Origin of the sequence: Streptomyces sp. NPDC005533 (assembly GCF_042871845.1) — a bacterium.
Classification (GTDB): Bacteria; Actinomycetota; Actinomycetes; order Streptomycetales; family Streptomycetaceae; genus Streptomyces.
Map to the genome: position 1 here is coordinate 253,217 of NZ_JBIAJH010000005.1, position 15,878 is coordinate 269,094.

Sequence of the window (15,878 nt, forward strand, 5' to 3'; positions counted from 1 at the left end):
TGTCAAGCGTGGCAACCCGGAAACCCCCCAAGCTGGACAAGAAGCAAGCCGTCGACACCGCGCTGCGGCTGCTGAACGAGGTCGGCCTCGACGGACTGACCCTGCGGGCGATCGCCAAGGAGCTGGACGTCCAGGCGCCCGCCCTCTACTGGCACTTCAAGAACAAGCAGGAACTCCTCGACGAGATGGCCACCGAGATGTACCGCCGGATGGTCGCCGGGCAGCGGATCCCCTCCGGCGCCACCTGGCAGGAACAGCTGATGGTCTTCAACACGGGGCTGCGGGCCGCCCTGCTCGGCTACCGCGACGGCGCCAAGGTCTACAGCGGCTCCCGCTTCACCGGCACCGAGCACGCCGTCCAGCTGGAGGAGAACCTCCGTGCCTTCGTCGAAGCCGGCTTCGAGCCCACCCAGGCCGTACGGGCCCTCACCACGGCCTACTACTTCACGCTGGGCTTCGTCACCGAGGAACAAGGGGTCGAACCCCTGCCGGGTGACCGCCGCGACGGCTTCGACGTCGACGAACGCGCCGCGCGCATGGCGGACTTCCCCCTGGCCGCCGCCGCGGGAGCCGAACTCTTCCAGGACTTCACCACGGGGTTCGAGGAGGGCCTGCGCCTGCTCGTCGCGGGCATCGAGGCGCGCTACGGCATCGCCTGAGCCGTCGTCACGGGCCGCGCCGCCCCGGGCCGACGGGCCTGCGGCCCCACTCCCTCGGACGCCCCGGCCGAGCGCGAGCCCGCGCGCACATCGCCATGGCGCCACGCCCGCACGGGCGCGGGCGTAGGCTTCGCCCATCGGCACGGCGGGGGCGGAGCACATGACGACGGAACCGGCAGACACGTCAGGGACGACAGACACGGCAGGAACGGCAGGGACGGCAGGGATCTGGGGGGCGACCCTCGATTCGGTCGTGGTGTACGCGCAGGGGGCCCTCTGCCGCCGCCTGGCCCGGGGCAGCGTGCCGCCCGACGGCCGCGTACGGGTGCCGGGGCTGCCCCGCTCGCTGGATCCGGGCTCGCTGCGGGCCCGTGTCCTGGGCGCTCCCGGGGTACGCGTCACCGAGGCCCGGGTAGAGGTCGAGGCCGCACCGCTCGGCACGGGCACGCCCGACGCCCTGCGGCGCGAGGTCGAGCGGCTGGGCGACGCGCACGCGGCGGCGCAGGGCCGCCGGAACCGGCAGCTCAGCCTGATCGAGGAGGTCCGCTCCCTCCACCCGGTGCCGCCTCCCCGCAAGCGCGACGACCCGCACCGCCGCACCCCCGTCGACGCGTGGCTGGAGCTGGCCGACTTCGTCGACGAGCGGCTGGCGGGACTGCACGCCCGCCTCGTGGAGCTGGAGGAGGCGCTGCGCACCGCCGAGCACGCGTTCTCCGTCGCCGCCGACCGGCTCGCGCGCGCCTCCACCGACGCGCCCTCCCCGCACGTGGAGACCACGCTGTGCGCGGCCCTGACCCTCGACGGCGCGGGCGAGGACGAGGTGGAAGTAGAGCTGGAGTACGGGGTGCCGGGCGCCGTCTGGGTGCCGGCCTACCGGCTCACCCACCGTCAGGGCGACGACAGCGGGCACCTGGTGCTGCGCGCCTCGGTCGCCCAGCGCACCGGCGAGGACTGGACCGGGGTGCGCATCGCCCTGGCCACCGCCGACCTCCGGCGCCGCACCGACCTGCCGAAGCTCCGCTCGGTCCGGATCGGACGCCGTCAGCCCGCCCCCGCGCCCTCCGGTTGGCGCGAGCCCCCCGCGGGGCTCGCCGGCCTGTTCGCAGGGTACGAGGCGGCCGGCCCGCGCCCCGTCACGCCCGCCGCCTCCGCGACGGCCGGGGCCGGTTCCGATCTCCTGGCGGCCGCGGCCCACCTGACGTCGGGGGCTTCCGCGACTTCGGTGACCTCCGTGGGCGGCTACGGCTACGGTCCCGTTCCGCCGCCTCCGCCGCCGCCCGCACCGCAGGGTTACGGCGGCGCGATGCCCGACTTCGCGCTGCCGGCCCCCGCGCAGTCCGCCGCGTCGCGGCCGGGCGGCCCGGCACGTTCCGCCGGCCGTACCTTCGCCGGGGCCCCCGCCATGGCGCCCGCGGCCATGGCGCCCGCCATGCCACCCGCGGGCATGGCTCCCGCGGCCCCGGGCGGAGCCCCGCCGCCGCCCCGTCCGGAGCCGGTGGCCGGTCCGCCGCAGCCGAGCGGCGCCGAGCTCGACTACGCCGCCCTCGTCCTGTGCGGCCCCGACGAGCCGGGCGCCCGCCGGGGCCGGCTCTTCCCCGGCTCGCCCGTCGACCCGGTGGCGGCCGAGTGCCGGCGCCGCGCCGAGACGGTGGCCTCGCTGCCGCTGCCCGGACAGTCCGTGCGGCCCCGTGAGTCGGCGGGGTCCTTCGACCACCGCTTCGACGCCACCGCACGCGCGGACGTCCCGTCGGACGGCACCTGGCACACCGTCACCGTCGCCGAGGTCCCGGTCGGCCTGCGCACGGAGTATCTCTGCGTGCCGTCCGTGGAGCAGACGGTCTACGCCACGCTGGTCCTCTCCAATGCCACCGACCAGGCGCTGCTGGCCGGCCCGGTGGAGGTCGTCGTCGACGACGAGTTCCTGCTGACCGCCGCGCTGCCCACGCTCGCCCCCGGCGGGGTCCGCCGGGTCGGGCTCGGGGCCGCCGAAGGCATCCGGGTCACCCGCCGTACGAACCTGCGCGAGTCGACCTCGGGCCTGCGCAACAACACCACCGTCCTCGACCACCGCGTGCACGTGGAGCTGGCCAACCGGCTGGCGCGGCCCGTCACGGTCGAAGTCCGCGAGCGGGTCCCCGTCACCTCCGATCCGGACGTCCGCATCGAGGAACGGGCCGACTGGACGGCGCCCGAGGAGGGCACGGGGCCCGAACACCACGCCCCGGGCACCCGCGTCTGGCGGCTGGACCTGCCCGCAGGCGCCACCGCCGCCCTCGACGGCGGCTACGAGATCCGCATCCCGACCGGCAAGGCCCTGGTCGGCGGCAACCGCAGGAGTTGACGCACCCCATGTCCACGGTCCCGAAGCCGATCGCCCTTCCCGTCACCGCCGTCACCTGTCTCGAGGACCGCGCCCATGTCGAGCGGACCGCCGTGCTCGACCTGGAGGCCGGGGTCCAGCGACTGCGGCTCGGCCCGGTCAGTGCGCTGGCCGTCGACCGCACCCTGCATGCCGAGCTGACCGCCGAACACCCGGCGACCGTGCTCGACGTACGGATCGTCCGCGCCTGGACCCCGCGCGGGCCGCTGCCGTCCCCCGACGAGGACTCCGCGCTGCGCCACCGCCTCCACGCCCTCGAAGAGGAGCGACTGGCCGAGGGGCAGCGGCGCGACCGGCTGCGCGCCCGCCTCGACCTGCTCGGCCGCCTCACCGCCGACCTGCTGCGGGACATCGGTGAGGGCGCCGGTTCGGGGGAGGCCGAACGGCCCCGCTGGGCCCGCGAACTGGACCGGCTGGACGCCGAGCGCGACACCTACGGCGAGCGACTGCGCACCGTGGAGGCCCGGCTGGCCGCCCTCGGCACCGAACTGGGGGCCGTCCAGCGGGCCATGGACCTCTCCGAGGAGGAGCCCGCCGAGCTGTTCGGCCATGTCGAGCTGACGGTGGAGGCCACGGCCGCCGGGCCGGTCGGGCTGCGTCTGAGCCACCTCACGCCCTGCGCGCTGTGGCGGCCCGCCTACCGGGCCGTGCTCGACGGGGACGCCCTCACCCTGGAGACGGACGCGGTCGTCTGGCAGCGCACCGGCGAGGACTGGTCGGACGTACGGCTGACCCTGTCGACCGCACGCTCCGCGCTGGCCACCGACCCGCCGCGGCTGGACGAGGACCGGCTGACCCTCAAGGACCGCTCCGCGGCGGAACGCCGCACAGTCGACGTCGAGCTGCGCGAGGAGGAGATCGCAGCCCTCGGTCCGGCCCCGGTGCTCGGCCTGCCCGGGGTGGACGACGGCGGCGAGACGCGCGTACTGCACGCCCCCGCGCCGGTGTCCGTGCCCGGGGACGGCCGCGCCCACCGGGTCCCGCTGTCCGTCTTCACCACGGCCGCGAGCAGCGAGTACGCCTGCTCGCCGGAGGTCTCGCCGCTGGTCACCCAGGTGGTGCGGTTCGACAACGGGGCCGGGCACGCACTGCTCGCCGGGCCGGTGGACCTGGTCCGCGGCAGCGGGTTCAGTGGCCGGGGCACGCTGGACTTCACCGCCCCGGGCACCCCCGTCGAGCTCGCCTTCGGCAGCCGCGACGACCACGGGGTGGTGCGGCAGACGGAGGAGACCCGCGATTCCACCGGGATCACGCAGCGGACCGTGATCACCCGCACCGTCCGGCTGCACGTGTCGCGGTTCTCCGCCCCCGGCGAGCGCGGTGACCGGGTGGTCGTGGTCCGGGAGCGGATCCCGGTGTCGGAGGTCTCGGCGGTGGAGGTGCGGCTGCGGAAGGAGGCCTGTTCCCCGCCGCCCGAGGTGGTCGACGCCGACGGGATCGTCCGCTGGGACGTCGCCCTGCCGCCCGGCGGCCGGCGCACGGTCACCCTCGTCTACGAGCTGTCGGCGAGCTCCAAGGTGGCCGGGCTCTGAGCTCACGCGTGCGGCGGACGTGAAGCGCAGGAGGGGCACAGCCCGCGGTAGACGACCTCGGCCCCGGACACCGTGTAGCCGAAGCGTTCCCCGGCGGGAAGGCCGGCCAGGGGGTCGCCGATCGGGTGGACGTCACGGATGAGGCCGCAGCCGGAGCACACCAGGTGCTGGTGCGGATCGTGGGCGTTGGGGTCGTAGCGTGTGGCGCGGCCGTGCGCGCAGACCTCCACGACCTCACCGAGCGCGACCAGTTCGCCGAGCGTGTTGTAGACGGTGGCGCGGGAGATCTCGGGCAGCCGCTCCGCCGCGCGGGCGTGCACCTCGTCGGCCGTGAGGTGCACGTGCTCGCCGTCGAGGACCTCCGCCACGACGCGCCGCTGGGACGTCATGCGTCGGCCGTGGCCGCGCAGCCGCTCCGTCAGGTCACCCATTCCGGTCCACCTCTCCCTTGTGCGCCGGGCCGGAAAACAATTCCGGTTCCCCGTCCGCTTCCGTCACCCTCTGCGTGTTCTCGTGGCTGCGCGGTCTGCGGTGCGCGACCATACGGACGCCGATACACGCTCGATTATCGGCGCCGTTCGTGAGCAGACGGAAACACCGAGACAGGAAGAAGGACTGACGTGTCCGGCAGCGAAAGCGAGAACCCGGTCATCCCCGCCCCGGCCCCCACGCCGACTCGCCCCCGGGTGAACCAGGACTGGTGGCCGAATCAGCTGGACCTTCAGGTTCTCCACGAGAATTCGCCACTGTCCGATCCGATGGATGAGGACTTCGACTACGCCGCAGAGTTCGCCTCACTGGACCTCGACGCGCTGAAGCAGGACGTCTTCGAGCTGATGACGACCTCGCAGGACTGGTGGCCCGCCGACTACGGCCACTACGGGCCGCTCTTCATCCGGATGAGCTGGCATGCGGCGGGCACCTACCGCATCGAGGACGGCCGCGGCGGCGCGGGCTCCGGCGCCCAGCGCTTCGCCCCGCTCAACAGCTGGCCGGACAACGCGAGCCTCGACAAGGCACGCCGTCTGCTCTGGCCGGTGAAGCAGAAGTACGGCCGTAAGATCTCATGGGCCGATCTTCTGGTTTTCGCCGGTAACTGCGCGATGGAATCGATGGGGTTCAAGACGTTCGGTTTCGGATTCGGACGAGAGGACATCTGGGAGCCCGAGGAGGTTTTCTGGGGGCCCGAGGACACGTGGCTCGGGGACGAGCGCTACAGCGGCGACCGGGAACTCACCGGTCCTTTCGGCGCCGTGCAGATGGGCCTGATCTACGTCAATCCGGAGGGGCCCAACGGCAATCCGGATCCGATCGCCGCCGCCAGGGACATCCGTGAGACGTTCCGGCGCATGGCGATGAACGACGAGGAGACGGTCGCGCTCATCATCGGCGGCCACACCTTCGGCAAGTGCCACGGCGCGGTCGGTGCCGAGTACATCGGCCCGGAGCCGGAGGCCGCCCCGATCGAGCAGCAGGGCCTGGGCTGGAAGAACTCGTACGGCAGCGGCAGCGGCGTCGACGCACTCACCAGCGGGCTCGAGGGCGCATGGACCTCCGAGCCGACCAAGTGGGACAACGGGTACCTGGACAACCTGTACCGCTACGACTGGGAGCTGACGACGAGCCCGGCCGGCGCGCAGCAGTGGACGCCCAAGGACCCCTCGGCCCAGGGCACGGTGCCCGACGCCCACGATCCGTCGAAGCGGCACGCTCCGATGATGCTGACGACGGACCTCTCGCTGAAGCTGGATCCGGTCTACGGCCCGATCTCGAAGGCCTTCCACGAGAACCCGGACCGGCTCGCGGAGGCCTTCGCCAAGGCCTGGTACAAGCTGCTGCACCGCGACATGGGGCCCCTCTCGCGTTACCTCGGCCCGTGGATCCCGGAGCCGCAGCTGTGGCAGGACCCCGTACCGGCGGTCGATCACCCGCTGGTCGGGGACGCGGAGATCGCCGACCTCAAGGCCCGGATCCTCGCCTCCGGTCTGTCCGTCCCCCAGCTGGTCACCACCGCGTGGGCGGCGGCGGCCAGCTTCCGCGGCACGGACAAGCGGGGCGGGGCCAACGGGGCCCGCATCCGGCTCGCTCCGCAGAAGGACTGGGAGTCCAACGCCCTGCCGGAGGTGACCGAGACGCTGCGCGCCCTGGAGCGGATCCAGCAGGACTTCAACGGCTCGCAGGCCGGCGCGACGAGGGTGTCGCTGGCCGACCTGATCGTCCTGGGCGGGTGCGCGGCGGTGGAGCAGGCCGCGAAGAACGCCGGGCACCCCGTCACGGTGCCGTTCGCGCCGGGGCGCACGGACGCCTCGCAGGAGCAGACCGACGTGGACGCGTTCGCCGTGCTCGAACCGAGGGCGGACGGGTTCCGCAACTACCTCCCGGCGGGAGAGAAGCTCGCGCCGGAGACCCTGCTGCTGGACCGCGCCAACCTGCTGAATCTGACCGCGCCCGAGATGACGGTCCTGGTGGGCGGCATGCGGGCCCTGAACACGGGCTTCGGCGGGTCCTCCCACGGCGTGTTCACCGAGCGGCCGGAGACGTTGACCACCGACTTCTTCGTCAACCTGCTCGACATGGGTACGGAGTGGAAGGCGTCGGCCACGGCGGAGAACGTGTTCGAGGGCCGGGACCGCGCCACCGGCAAGACCAAGTGGACCGCCACCGCCGTCGACCTCGTGTTCGGTTCGCACTCCCAGCTCCGGGCCCTCACCGAGGTCTACGCCTCCAAGGACGCGGGGGAGAAGTTCGTACGCGACTTCGTGGCGGCCTGGGACAAGGTGATGAACCTCGACCGGTTCGACCTCGCCTGAGCCCCCGGTCCCGGCCGGCCCGCACCGGCCGGCCGGGACCGCGCGATCCGACATGCGCCGGGGCCCGGTGCGGCCTAGGGTCGGCGCATGGCACTGGAGTGGGAGCAGCTCGTCGTCGACGCCGGGGACCCGGCCGCCCTCGGGCACTGGTGGGCGCAGGCCCTGGGCTGGGTCGTCGTGAACGACGACCCGGACGAGTACGAGATCCGCCCGGCGCCCGAGCGGCTGCCGGGGCTGGTCTTCGTACCGGTACCGGACACCAAGACGGTGAAGAACCGCCTCCACCTCGACTTCCGCCCCGACGACCAGGAGGCGGAGGTACGCCGCCTGCTGGCGCACGGCGCGCGCCCGGCCGATGTCGGGCAGGGTCCCGAGGTGACGTGGGTCGTGCTCGCCGATCCGGAGGGCAACGAGTTCTGCGTCCTGGCCCCGCGCCGCACCTGACCGGCGCCGCGGCCGGCTACTGCCAGTCCTCCCACGGCGGTTCCTCGTCCAGGTCGAAGGGCGGCTCCTCGTCGACCAGGCCGGCGGGGACCGGCCGGGCGGATCCGGCCGGCGGCGCGGCGGCGGCCGCGGGGACCGGGGCGCCGGCGGGGGCGTCGCACTCCGCCAGGGTGTCCAGGACCCCCTGGGCGTACTTGGCGAGCTTCGCCTCGCCGATCCCGCCGATGGTGCCCAACTCCGCTTCGGTGGACGGAAGTCGCGTGGCGATCTCCCGCAGCGTCGCGTCGTGGAAGACGACGTAGGCCGGTACGCCCTGCTCGCGCGCCGTCGCGGCCCGCCAGGCGCGCAGCGCCAGGAAGAACGGCTCGGCCCCGGCCGGCAGGTCGACGGGGACGCGGGCGCCCTTCCCGGAGCGCGACCCCGACTCCTTCTTCGCCGGGCCGGCCGGCGCCTTCTCCTTGCGCAGGGGGACGCTGCGGCGCCCGCCCAGCACCTCGCCGCTGTCGTCCGTCAGCACGAGCGTCCCGTAGTCGCCCTCCACCGCCAGCAGCCGCGACGCCAGCAGCTGGCGCACGACCCCGCGCCATTCCGCGGTGCTCAGGTCGGCTCCGATGCCGAACACGGAGAGCGCGTCGTGGTCGAACTGGATGACCTTGGCCGTCTTCTTGCCCTGCAGGATGTCGATGATCTGGCCGGCGCCGAACTTCTGGCGCCGCTCCCGCGCGAGCCGCCACACCGTGGACAGCAGCTTCTGCGCCGGGACCGTCCCGTCCCAGGACTCGGCCGGCGTCAGGCAGGTGTCGCAGTTGCCGCACGGCTCGCCCGACTGCCCGAAGTACTCCAGCAGCCGCGTCCGGCGGCAGTCGACCGTCTCGCAGAGCGCCAGCATGGCGTCGAGGTGCATGCCGAGGGACCGGCGGTGGGCGTCGTCGCCCTCGGAGCCCTCGATGAGCTTGCGCTGCTGGACCACGTCCTGGAGGCCGTAGGCCAGCCACGCCGTGGCCGGCTCCCCGTCACGGCCGGCGCGGCCGGTCTCCTGGTAGTAGCCCTCGACCGACTTCGGCAGGTCCAGGTGCGCGACGAAGCGCACGTCCGGCTTGTCGATGCCCATGCCGAAGGCGATCGTGGCCACCACCACGACGCCGTCCTCCCGCAGGAAGCGCGCCTGGTTCGCCGCGCGCGTACGGGCGTCCATTCCGGCGTGGTAGGCCACGGCGTCGATGCCCTGCTCCGCCAGGAAGGCCGCGGTCTTCTCGACCGACGCACGCGAGAGGCAGTAGACGACTCCGGCGTCCCCCTCGTGCTCGGTCCGGATCAGGTCCAGCAGCTGCCGCTGCGGGTTGCCCTTCGGGACGATCCGGTACTGGATGTTCGGCCGGTCGAAGCTGGCGACGAAGTGGCGGGCGTCCTCCAGACCAAGCCGGGCGACGATCTCGGCGTGGGTGGCCTCGGTGGCCGTCGCGGTGAGCGCGATCCGCGGGACCTTCGGCCAGCGCTCGTGCAGCATGGAGAGCGCGAGGTAGTCGGGCCGGAAGTCGTGGCCCCACTGGGCGACGCAGTGCGCCTCGTCGATCGCGAAGAGCGACACCTTGCCGCGGTCGAGCAGCCGCTGGGTGCCCTCGGTGCGCAGCCGCTCGGGGGCCAGGTAGAGGAGGTCCAGCTCGTCGGCGAGGAAGGCCTGCTCGACGGCCTGCCGCTCGTAGGGGTCCTGCGTGGAGTTGAGGAACCCGGCCCGCACCCCGAGGGCGGTGAGCGCGTTGACCTGGTCCTGCATCAGTGCGATGAGCGGCGAGATCACGACGCCGGTGCCGTCTCTGACGAGCGCCGGGATCTGGTAGCAGAGCGATTTGCCGCCGCCGGTGGGCATCAGGACGAGGGCGTCACCGCCGCCGACGACCTGGTCGATGATCTCCTGCTGCTCACCGCGGAAGGAGCTGTAACCGAAGACGCGGTGCAGCACCTGCAGAGCATCGGAGATTTCGTGGGAGGTGTCCGGAGCGGCCATTCGAGAAGCCTAGCGGGCCCCGCCGACACCCCTGCTCCGCTCGGCGGAACCTGTGGACGACCGGCCGCTCCGGCGATGGGCGGCCGGCCGTCGCGCCGACGGCCCGGGCCGGCGCCGCCCCCGCCACCGCACGCCTCCCACCAGGGCGCAGGCGCTTTCGTCGGCGTCCGCGTCAGGGAGGCGTCAAGAGATCCAGTGCGTCCGTATGGAGGCCGTCAAGGCGTGTGAACGCCGTGGTGAAGAGGGGGTTGTCTGGTCATCGGCCGGCCGGCCGATTCCCTTCACCCACTTCATCCAGGAGCTCACGATGGCCGATCTGGCCTTCGTCGTCACCACGGTCGCGGTGTTCGCGCTGGTGGCTCTCATCGCCCGGGGGGTGACCAAGCTGTGACCGTCGAGAACATCGTCGGCCTCGCGGTGGCCGTCTCCCTGCTCGGCTACCTCGTCCTCGCCCTCGTGTACCCGGAGAGGTTCTGAGTACAGCCATGAGCCCCGTAACCGCTGGTGTGCTCCAGCTGCTCGCCCTGATCGCCGCACTCGCCCTGGTCTACCGTCCGCTCGGTGACCACATGGCCCGCGTCTACTCCTCCGAGAAGCACTACAGGCCGGAGAAGTGGATCTACAAGGCCATCGGCGCCGACCCGTCGGTCGAGATGCGCTGGCCCGCCTACCTCCGCGCCGTCCTCGCCTTCTCCGCGGTCGGCGTCCTCTTCCTCTACCTCTTGCAGCGGGTGCAGGGCAGCCTGCCCGGCTCGCTCGGCTTCGTCTCGATCGACCCCGACCAGGCCTTCAACACCGCCGCGTCGTTCGTGGCGAACACGAACTGGCAGTCCTACTACGGCGAGCAGGCCATGGGCCACGTCGTGCAGACCGGCGGCCTGGCGGTGCAGAACTTCGTCTCGGCCGCGGTGGGCATGGCCGTCGCCGTGGCCCTCGTACGGGGCTTCGCCCGGTCCCGCACCGGTGAGCTCGGCAACTTCTGGTCCGACCTGGTCCGCGGCACCGTCCGGATCCTGCTGCCGATCTCGGTGATCGGCGCGATCGTCCTGGTCGCCTGCGGCGCCCTCCAGAACTTCGCCGGGATCCACGAGGTCGGGCAGTTCACGGGCGGGACGCAGCAGTGGAACGGCGGCGCGGTGGCCTCGCAGGAGGTCATCAAGGAGCTGGGCACCAACGGCGGCGGTTACTTCAACGCCAACTCCGCCCACCCCTTCGAGAACCCCACCCCCTTCTCGAACCTCTTCGAGGTCTTCCTGATCCTGGTCATCCCGTTCGCGATGACCCGCGCCTTCGGTCGCATGGTCGCGAACCTGCGCCAGGGCTACGCGATCCTCGCCACGATGGCGGCGATCTGGATCGGTTTCACCGCGCTGATGATGTGGACCGAGTTCGCGCACCACGGCCCGGCCCTCGACGTCGCCGGCGGGGCGACCGAAGGGAAGGAGAACCGTTTCGGCATCGGCGCTTCCGCCATCTTCTCGGTCGCGACCACTCTCACCTCCACCGGTGCGGTCAACTCCTTCCACTCCTCCTACACCGGGCTCGGCGGCGGCATCCAGCTGCTCGGCATGCAGCTCGGCGAGATCGCGCCCGGCGGTGTCGGCTCCGGGCTCTACGGCATGCTGGTCATGGCGATCATCGCCGTGTTCGTCGCCGGCCTGATGGTCGGCCGCACCCCCGAGTACCTGGGCAAGAAGATCGGCACCCGCGAGATCAAGTTCGCGGCCTGCTACATCCTCGTCACCCCGGCCCTCGTCCTCGGCTTCACGGCCGTGGCCATGGCCCTGCCCACCCCGGCGAACTCGATGACGAACACCGGCGCGCACGGCTTCTCCGAGATCCTCTACGCCTACACCTCGGGCGCCAACAACAACGGCTCCGCCTTCGCGGGCCTGAACGCCGACACCCAGTGGTTCAACAGCACCATCGGCATCGCCATGCTGCTCGGCCGCTTCCTGCCCATGGTCTTCGTCCTCGCGCTGGCCGGCTCGCTCGCCGAGCAGAAGCCCGTCCCCGAGACCGCGGGCACCCTCCGTACCGACAAGCCGCTCTACACCGGCCTGCTCGTCGGCACGATCCTCATCGTCACCGGTCTGACCTACTTCCCGGCCCTGGCGCTGGGACCGCTCGCCGAAGGGCTCGCCTCATGAGCACCATCACCCCCACCCGCACACCACACGAAGACATCCCGACAGGTCAGAAGCCGGCCGCCGGGCGGGTGGGCGGCGGTCTCTTCGACCCCAAGCAGCTGCTGAAGTCCCTACCCGACGCGGTGAAGAAGCTCGCCCCCCGGATCATGGTCAAATCTCCGGTCATGTTCGTGGTCCTGATCGGCTCGGTCGTCACCACCGTCCTCGCGATCAAGGACCCGACGGACTGGTTCGGCTGGGCCATCACCGCCTGGCTGTGGCTGACCACGATCTTCGCCAACCTCGCCGAGGCCGTCGCCGAGGGCCGTGGCAAGGCCCAGGCCGACACCCTGCGCAAGGCCAAGACCGACTCCGTCGCCCGCCGCCTGACCCCGGACGGCAAGGGCGAGGAAGCGGTTCCGGGCACCGAACTGAAGATCGGTGACCTGGTGGTCTGCGAGGCGGGCGACATCATCCCCGGCGACGGTGACGTCGTCGAGGGCGTGGCCTCCGTCGACGAGTCCGCCATCACCGGCGAGTCCGCGCCCGTCATCCGCGAGTCCGGAGGCGACCGCTCGGCCGTGACGGGTGGTACGAAGGTGCTCTCCGACCGGATCGTCGTCAAGATCACGACGAAGCCCGGTGAGACCTTCATCGACCGCATGATCGCCCTCGTCGAGGGCGCCGCCCGGCAGAAGACGCCCAACGAGATCGCCCTCAACATCCTGCTGGCGTCCCTCACGATCGTCTTCCTGCTCGCGGTCGTCACCCTGCAGCCGTTCGCGATCTACGCGGGCGCCGAACAGTCGATGATCGTGCTGACGGCCCTGCTGGTCTGCCTGATCCCCACCACGATCGGAGCGCTGCTCTCCGCCATCGGCATCGCCGGCATGGACCGGCTGGTCCAGCGCAACGTCCTCGCCATGTCGGGGCGCGCGGTCGAAGCCGCGGGTGACGTCTCCACGCTCCTCCTGGACAAGACGGGCACGATCACCCTCGGCAACCGCCGGGCGTCCGAGTTCGTCCCGGTCCCGGGGACGACGGAAGCCGAACTCGCCGACGCCGCCCAGCTCTCGTCGCTGGCCGACGAGACGCCCGAGGGCCGCTCGGTCGTGGTCCTCGCGAAGGAGAGGTACGGGCTGCGGGAGCGGCACCGGGGCGAGCTGTCGCGGGCCGAGTGGATCGCCTTCACCGCGCAGACCCGCATGTCGGGTGTGGACGTGGACGGCAGGAAGACCCGCAAGGGCGCGGCCGGATCCGTCATCGCCTGGGTCGAGGAACGGGGCGGCCACGTCTGCGACGACGCCGAGCACCTCGCCGGGAGGATCGCCGAAGCCGGCGGCACCCCGCTCCTGGTCGCCGTCCACGACGAGAAGGGCGCCCGCGTCCCGGGCGTCATCCACCTCAAGGACGTCGTCAAGGAAGGCATGCGCGGGCGGTTCGACGAACTGCGCCGCATGGGCATCAAGACCGTCATGATCACCGGTGACAACCCGCTCACCGCCAAGGCCATCGCCGAGGAGGCGGGTGTCGACGACTTCCTCGCCGAGGCCACGCCCGAGGACAAGATGGCCCTCATCAAGCGCGAACAGGCCGGCGGCAAGCTCGTCGCCATGACCGGCGACGGGACCAACGACGCTCCCGCCCTCGCGCAGGCCGATGTGGGCGTGGCGATGAACACCGGGACCTCGGCCGCCAAGGAGGCCGGGAACATGGTGGACCTGGACTCCGACCCCACCAAACTCATCGAGATCGTCGAGATCGGCAAGCAGCTGCTGATCACCCGGGGCGCGCTGACCACGTTCTCCATCGCCAACGACGTCGCCAAGTACTTCGCGATCATCCCGGCCATGTTCGCCGTGGTCTATCCGGGCCTCGACAAGCTCAACGTCATGGGCCTGTCCTCGCCCCAGTCGGCGATCCTCTCCGCCGTCGTCTTCAACGCGCTGATCATCATCGCCCTGGTTCCGCTCGCCCTCAAGGGCGTTCGGTACCGGCCCACCAGCGCCGACCGGATGCTCCGCCGCAACCTCGGCCTGTACGGGGTGGGCGGACTGGTCGCACCCTTCGTCGGCATCAAGATCATCGACATGCTCATCACCCTCATCCCCGGAATCGGCTGACCCACGATGAACACCTCCGTATCGAACGCCGTCCGCCTGCTCGGCGCGGGTCTGCGCGCCCTTCTCGTCCTCACGGTGATCTGCGGGGTCATCTACCCGCTGGCCGTGACCGGCATCGCCCAGGCCCTCTTCAACGACAAGGCCGACGGCTCCGAGATCAAGGACGGGAGCGGCCGGGTCGTCGGCTCGTCCCTCATCGGGCAGACCTACGACCTCCCCCAGCACGACCCCGACGACGCCGAGGAGGCCGCCAGGCCGGACCTCAGGTGGTTCCAGCCGCGCCCCTCCCACGGCCTCGGATCCAACAGCGTCAACACCCGGTACTCCCTCATCCTCTCCGGGGCCACCAACCGCTCCGCCGACAACGGCGCCGTGGGCGGCCGCTGCACCAAGGACGCCGCGGAAGGCACCCTCTGCGCCCAGGTCATCGCCGCCAGGGAAGCCGTCGTCGCGGACAACTCCATCCCCGGCCACCAGGTCGAGCCCGAGGACGTACCGGCGGACGCCGTCACCTCCTCCGGCTCGGGCCTCGACCCGGACATCTCCCCCGCGTACGCCAAGCTCCAGATCCACCGGGTCGCCGAGCGGAACGACCTCGACGTCAAGCGGGTCGAAAAGCTCGTCGCCGACCACACCACCGGCCGCACCCTCGGCTTCCTGGGCGAGCCCCGCGTCAACGTCCTCGCACTCAACATCGCGCTCAAGGCGCTGACCGAGAGCTGATGCGCGACGAGGTCGGCCCGTGAACCACGGCCGCGGCCGTCGGCGCGCTCCGGTGGCCGCCCCGAGGGCGCGGACGTCGACCCGCCCATCCGACCCGACCCTGGGCGGCGTCCCGGAGGGGCCGGGTGGCCCCGGCGAGGCTGAGGACCGGACCTTCGAGCCCTTCCGGCGGCGTGGCGGCACGGCGACGCGGCGCGCGGCGCCGGAGTGGGCCCGGGTCTCGCCGTCGCCCGCGGCCTCACCGAGGGCATCGGCGGCGCCCTGTCCGCCGAGGACACTCCCGGCGGCGGTCTCCTCAGGGTGCTCGCCCTCCCCGTGGCCCCCAGCCGTCCGCCGAGCGCCTCTGACCGCCCGTCCACCCACCCGCACCCCCTTTTGACGGGACATGGTCAAGACGCTGTCGTCGTCGCCTCCGCAGTGCGTCAAGGCGCACGGACCGCGCGGCCGCCCGCCGTAGCGTCGCTCCCATGGACGGACTCGCCGAGGACATCCACTGGGTCGGTGCGCGACGCTTCGCGATCTGCACGGCCGCACTGTTCCTCGCGGCCCTCCTCGTGCTGGACGCGGGTGCCGGCGAAATCTGCCTGCTGCGCTGCGCCCTCTGGGCGGGCCTGGCCGCCCTGCTGTTCGTGATCCTGCTGCCACCCCGGATCTCCGTACGCGCCGGCCGGCTGATCACCCGCGGCGTCCTGGGGACGGGGCACAGCGTCCGCACCGACTCCCTGGCCTCCCTCCAGTGGTGCGACGGCGTGGCCCAGCGCCTCCTGCTCCGGGACACCGACGGAAGCAGCGTCGAGATCGACCCGACCGTGCTGACCCGCAACCCCGCGATGTGGCGCCGGCTGGACGCCGACACCCGTACCTCGGTCGAACGCGGCACCCTGCTGCGGGGCGCCACCGCGCTGCGCGAGCTGGCGGAGCACATCGACCGGGAGACCGCCCACACCGTCTTCAGGGTGTCCGGCCTGCGGTGACGGCCCGCGGTGACGGCCTCCGCCGGGTGCGGGAGCGGCCCCGGCGGCTCCTGTCAAGGTACGAACAGCCGGGGCTACGACCCGGCCCCTCCTCCGGGC

The 15,878-nt window shown here is 72.3% G+C and carries 13 protein-coding genes; 11 read left to right on the forward strand and 2 right to left on the reverse strand.

Going from position 1 to position 15,878, the window contains the following annotated elements:
• Nucleotides 1-8: 8 nt before the first annotated feature.
• From ACFYP3_RS07585 to ACFYP3_RS07595, 3 genes are all read left to right on the forward strand, one after another.
• A complete protein-coding gene (locus ACFYP3_RS07585) occupies nt 9-659 on the forward strand; it encodes a TetR/AcrR family transcriptional regulator C-terminal domain-containing protein (RefSeq protein ID WP_388828289.1) in 651 nt (216 codons plus the stop codon).
• A gap of 253 nt (nt 660-912) precedes the next feature.
• Entirely contained in the window at nt 913-3,000 is a 2,088-nt protein-coding gene (locus ACFYP3_RS07590) for a DUF4139 domain-containing protein (protein WP_388828292.1), read from the forward strand.
• An 8-nt stretch (nt 3,001-3,008) separates the two neighbouring features.
• Nucleotides 3,009-4,571 (forward strand): mucoidy inhibitor MuiA family protein, encoded by a 1,563-nt coding sequence (locus tag ACFYP3_RS07595; RefSeq protein ID WP_388828294.1) that lies wholly within the window; start codon nt 3,009-3,011, stop codon nt 4,569-4,571.
• A 2-nt stretch (nt 4,572-4,573) separates the two neighbouring features.
• Here the strand turns inward: ACFYP3_RS07595 and ACFYP3_RS07600 are convergent, their stop codons facing one another.
• Entirely contained in the window at nt 4,574-5,002 is a 429-nt protein-coding gene (locus ACFYP3_RS07600; RefSeq protein ID WP_388828297.1) for a Fur family transcriptional regulator, read from the reverse strand.
• 189 nt (nt 5,003-5,191) lie between these two features.
• Here ACFYP3_RS07600 and katG point away from each other — a divergent pair, with 189 nt between their 5' ends.
• Nucleotides 5,192-7,381 carry a catalase/peroxidase HPI gene (gene katG / locus ACFYP3_RS07605; protein WP_388828300.1) on the forward strand — a complete coding sequence of 730 codons (2,190 nt, stop codon included), beginning with the start codon at nt 5,192-5,194 and terminating at the stop codon, nt 7,379-7,381.
• An 87-nt stretch (nt 7,382-7,468) separates the two neighbouring features.
• Nucleotides 7,469-7,825 carry a VOC family protein gene (locus ACFYP3_RS07610; protein ID WP_351298702.1) on the forward strand — a complete coding sequence of 119 codons (357 nt, stop codon included), beginning with the start codon at nt 7,469-7,471 and terminating at the stop codon, nt 7,823-7,825.
• A 16-nt stretch (nt 7,826-7,841) separates the two neighbouring features.
• Here ACFYP3_RS07610 and recQ read toward each other — a convergent pair whose 3' ends face one another.
• Complete coding sequence (gene recQ, locus ACFYP3_RS07615; RefSeq protein WP_388828303.1) at nt 7,842-9,830, reverse strand: DNA helicase RecQ; 1,989 nt, start codon at nt 9,828-9,830, stop codon at nt 7,842-7,844.
• 205 nt (nt 9,831-10,035) lie between these two features.
• On the opposite strand from recQ, the gene ACFYP3_RS07620 reads away from it, so the two are divergent.
• From ACFYP3_RS07620 to ACFYP3_RS07645, 6 genes are all read left to right on the forward strand, one after another.
• The gene (locus ACFYP3_RS07620; RefSeq protein ID WP_388828306.1) at nt 10,036-10,221 is read left to right on the forward strand and encodes a hypothetical protein; all 186 of its coding nucleotides are present in this window, start codon (nt 10,036-10,038) and stop codon (nt 10,219-10,221) included.
• A complete protein-coding gene (gene kdpF / locus ACFYP3_RS07625; protein WP_037807443.1) occupies nt 10,218-10,307 on the forward strand; it encodes a K(+)-transporting ATPase subunit F in 90 nt (29 codons plus the stop codon). Before ACFYP3_RS07620 ends, kdpF begins: the two co-directional genes overlap by 4 nt.
• 8 nt (nt 10,308-10,315) lie before the next feature.
• Nucleotides 10,316-11,980, forward strand: coding sequence for a potassium-transporting ATPase subunit KdpA (kdpA, locus tag ACFYP3_RS07630; protein ID WP_388828310.1), 1,665 nt, complete (start codon nt 10,316-10,318; stop codon nt 11,978-11,980).
• On the forward strand, nt 11,977-14,082 hold the full coding sequence (gene kdpB, locus ACFYP3_RS07635; RefSeq protein WP_388828313.1) for a potassium-transporting ATPase subunit KdpB: 2,106 nt from the start codon (nt 11,977-11,979) through the stop codon (nt 14,080-14,082). Before kdpA ends, kdpB begins: the two co-directional genes overlap by 4 nt.
• 6 nt (nt 14,083-14,088) lie before the next feature.
• A complete protein-coding gene (locus ACFYP3_RS07640; protein WP_388828316.1) occupies nt 14,089-14,805 on the forward strand; it encodes a potassium-transporting ATPase subunit C in 717 nt (238 codons plus the stop codon).
• 467 nt (nt 14,806-15,272) lie between these two features.
• Entirely contained in the window at nt 15,273-15,779 is a 507-nt protein-coding gene (locus ACFYP3_RS07645) for a hypothetical protein (protein WP_388828319.1), read from the forward strand.
• The last annotated feature ends 99 nt before the right edge of the window (nt 15,780-15,878 follow it).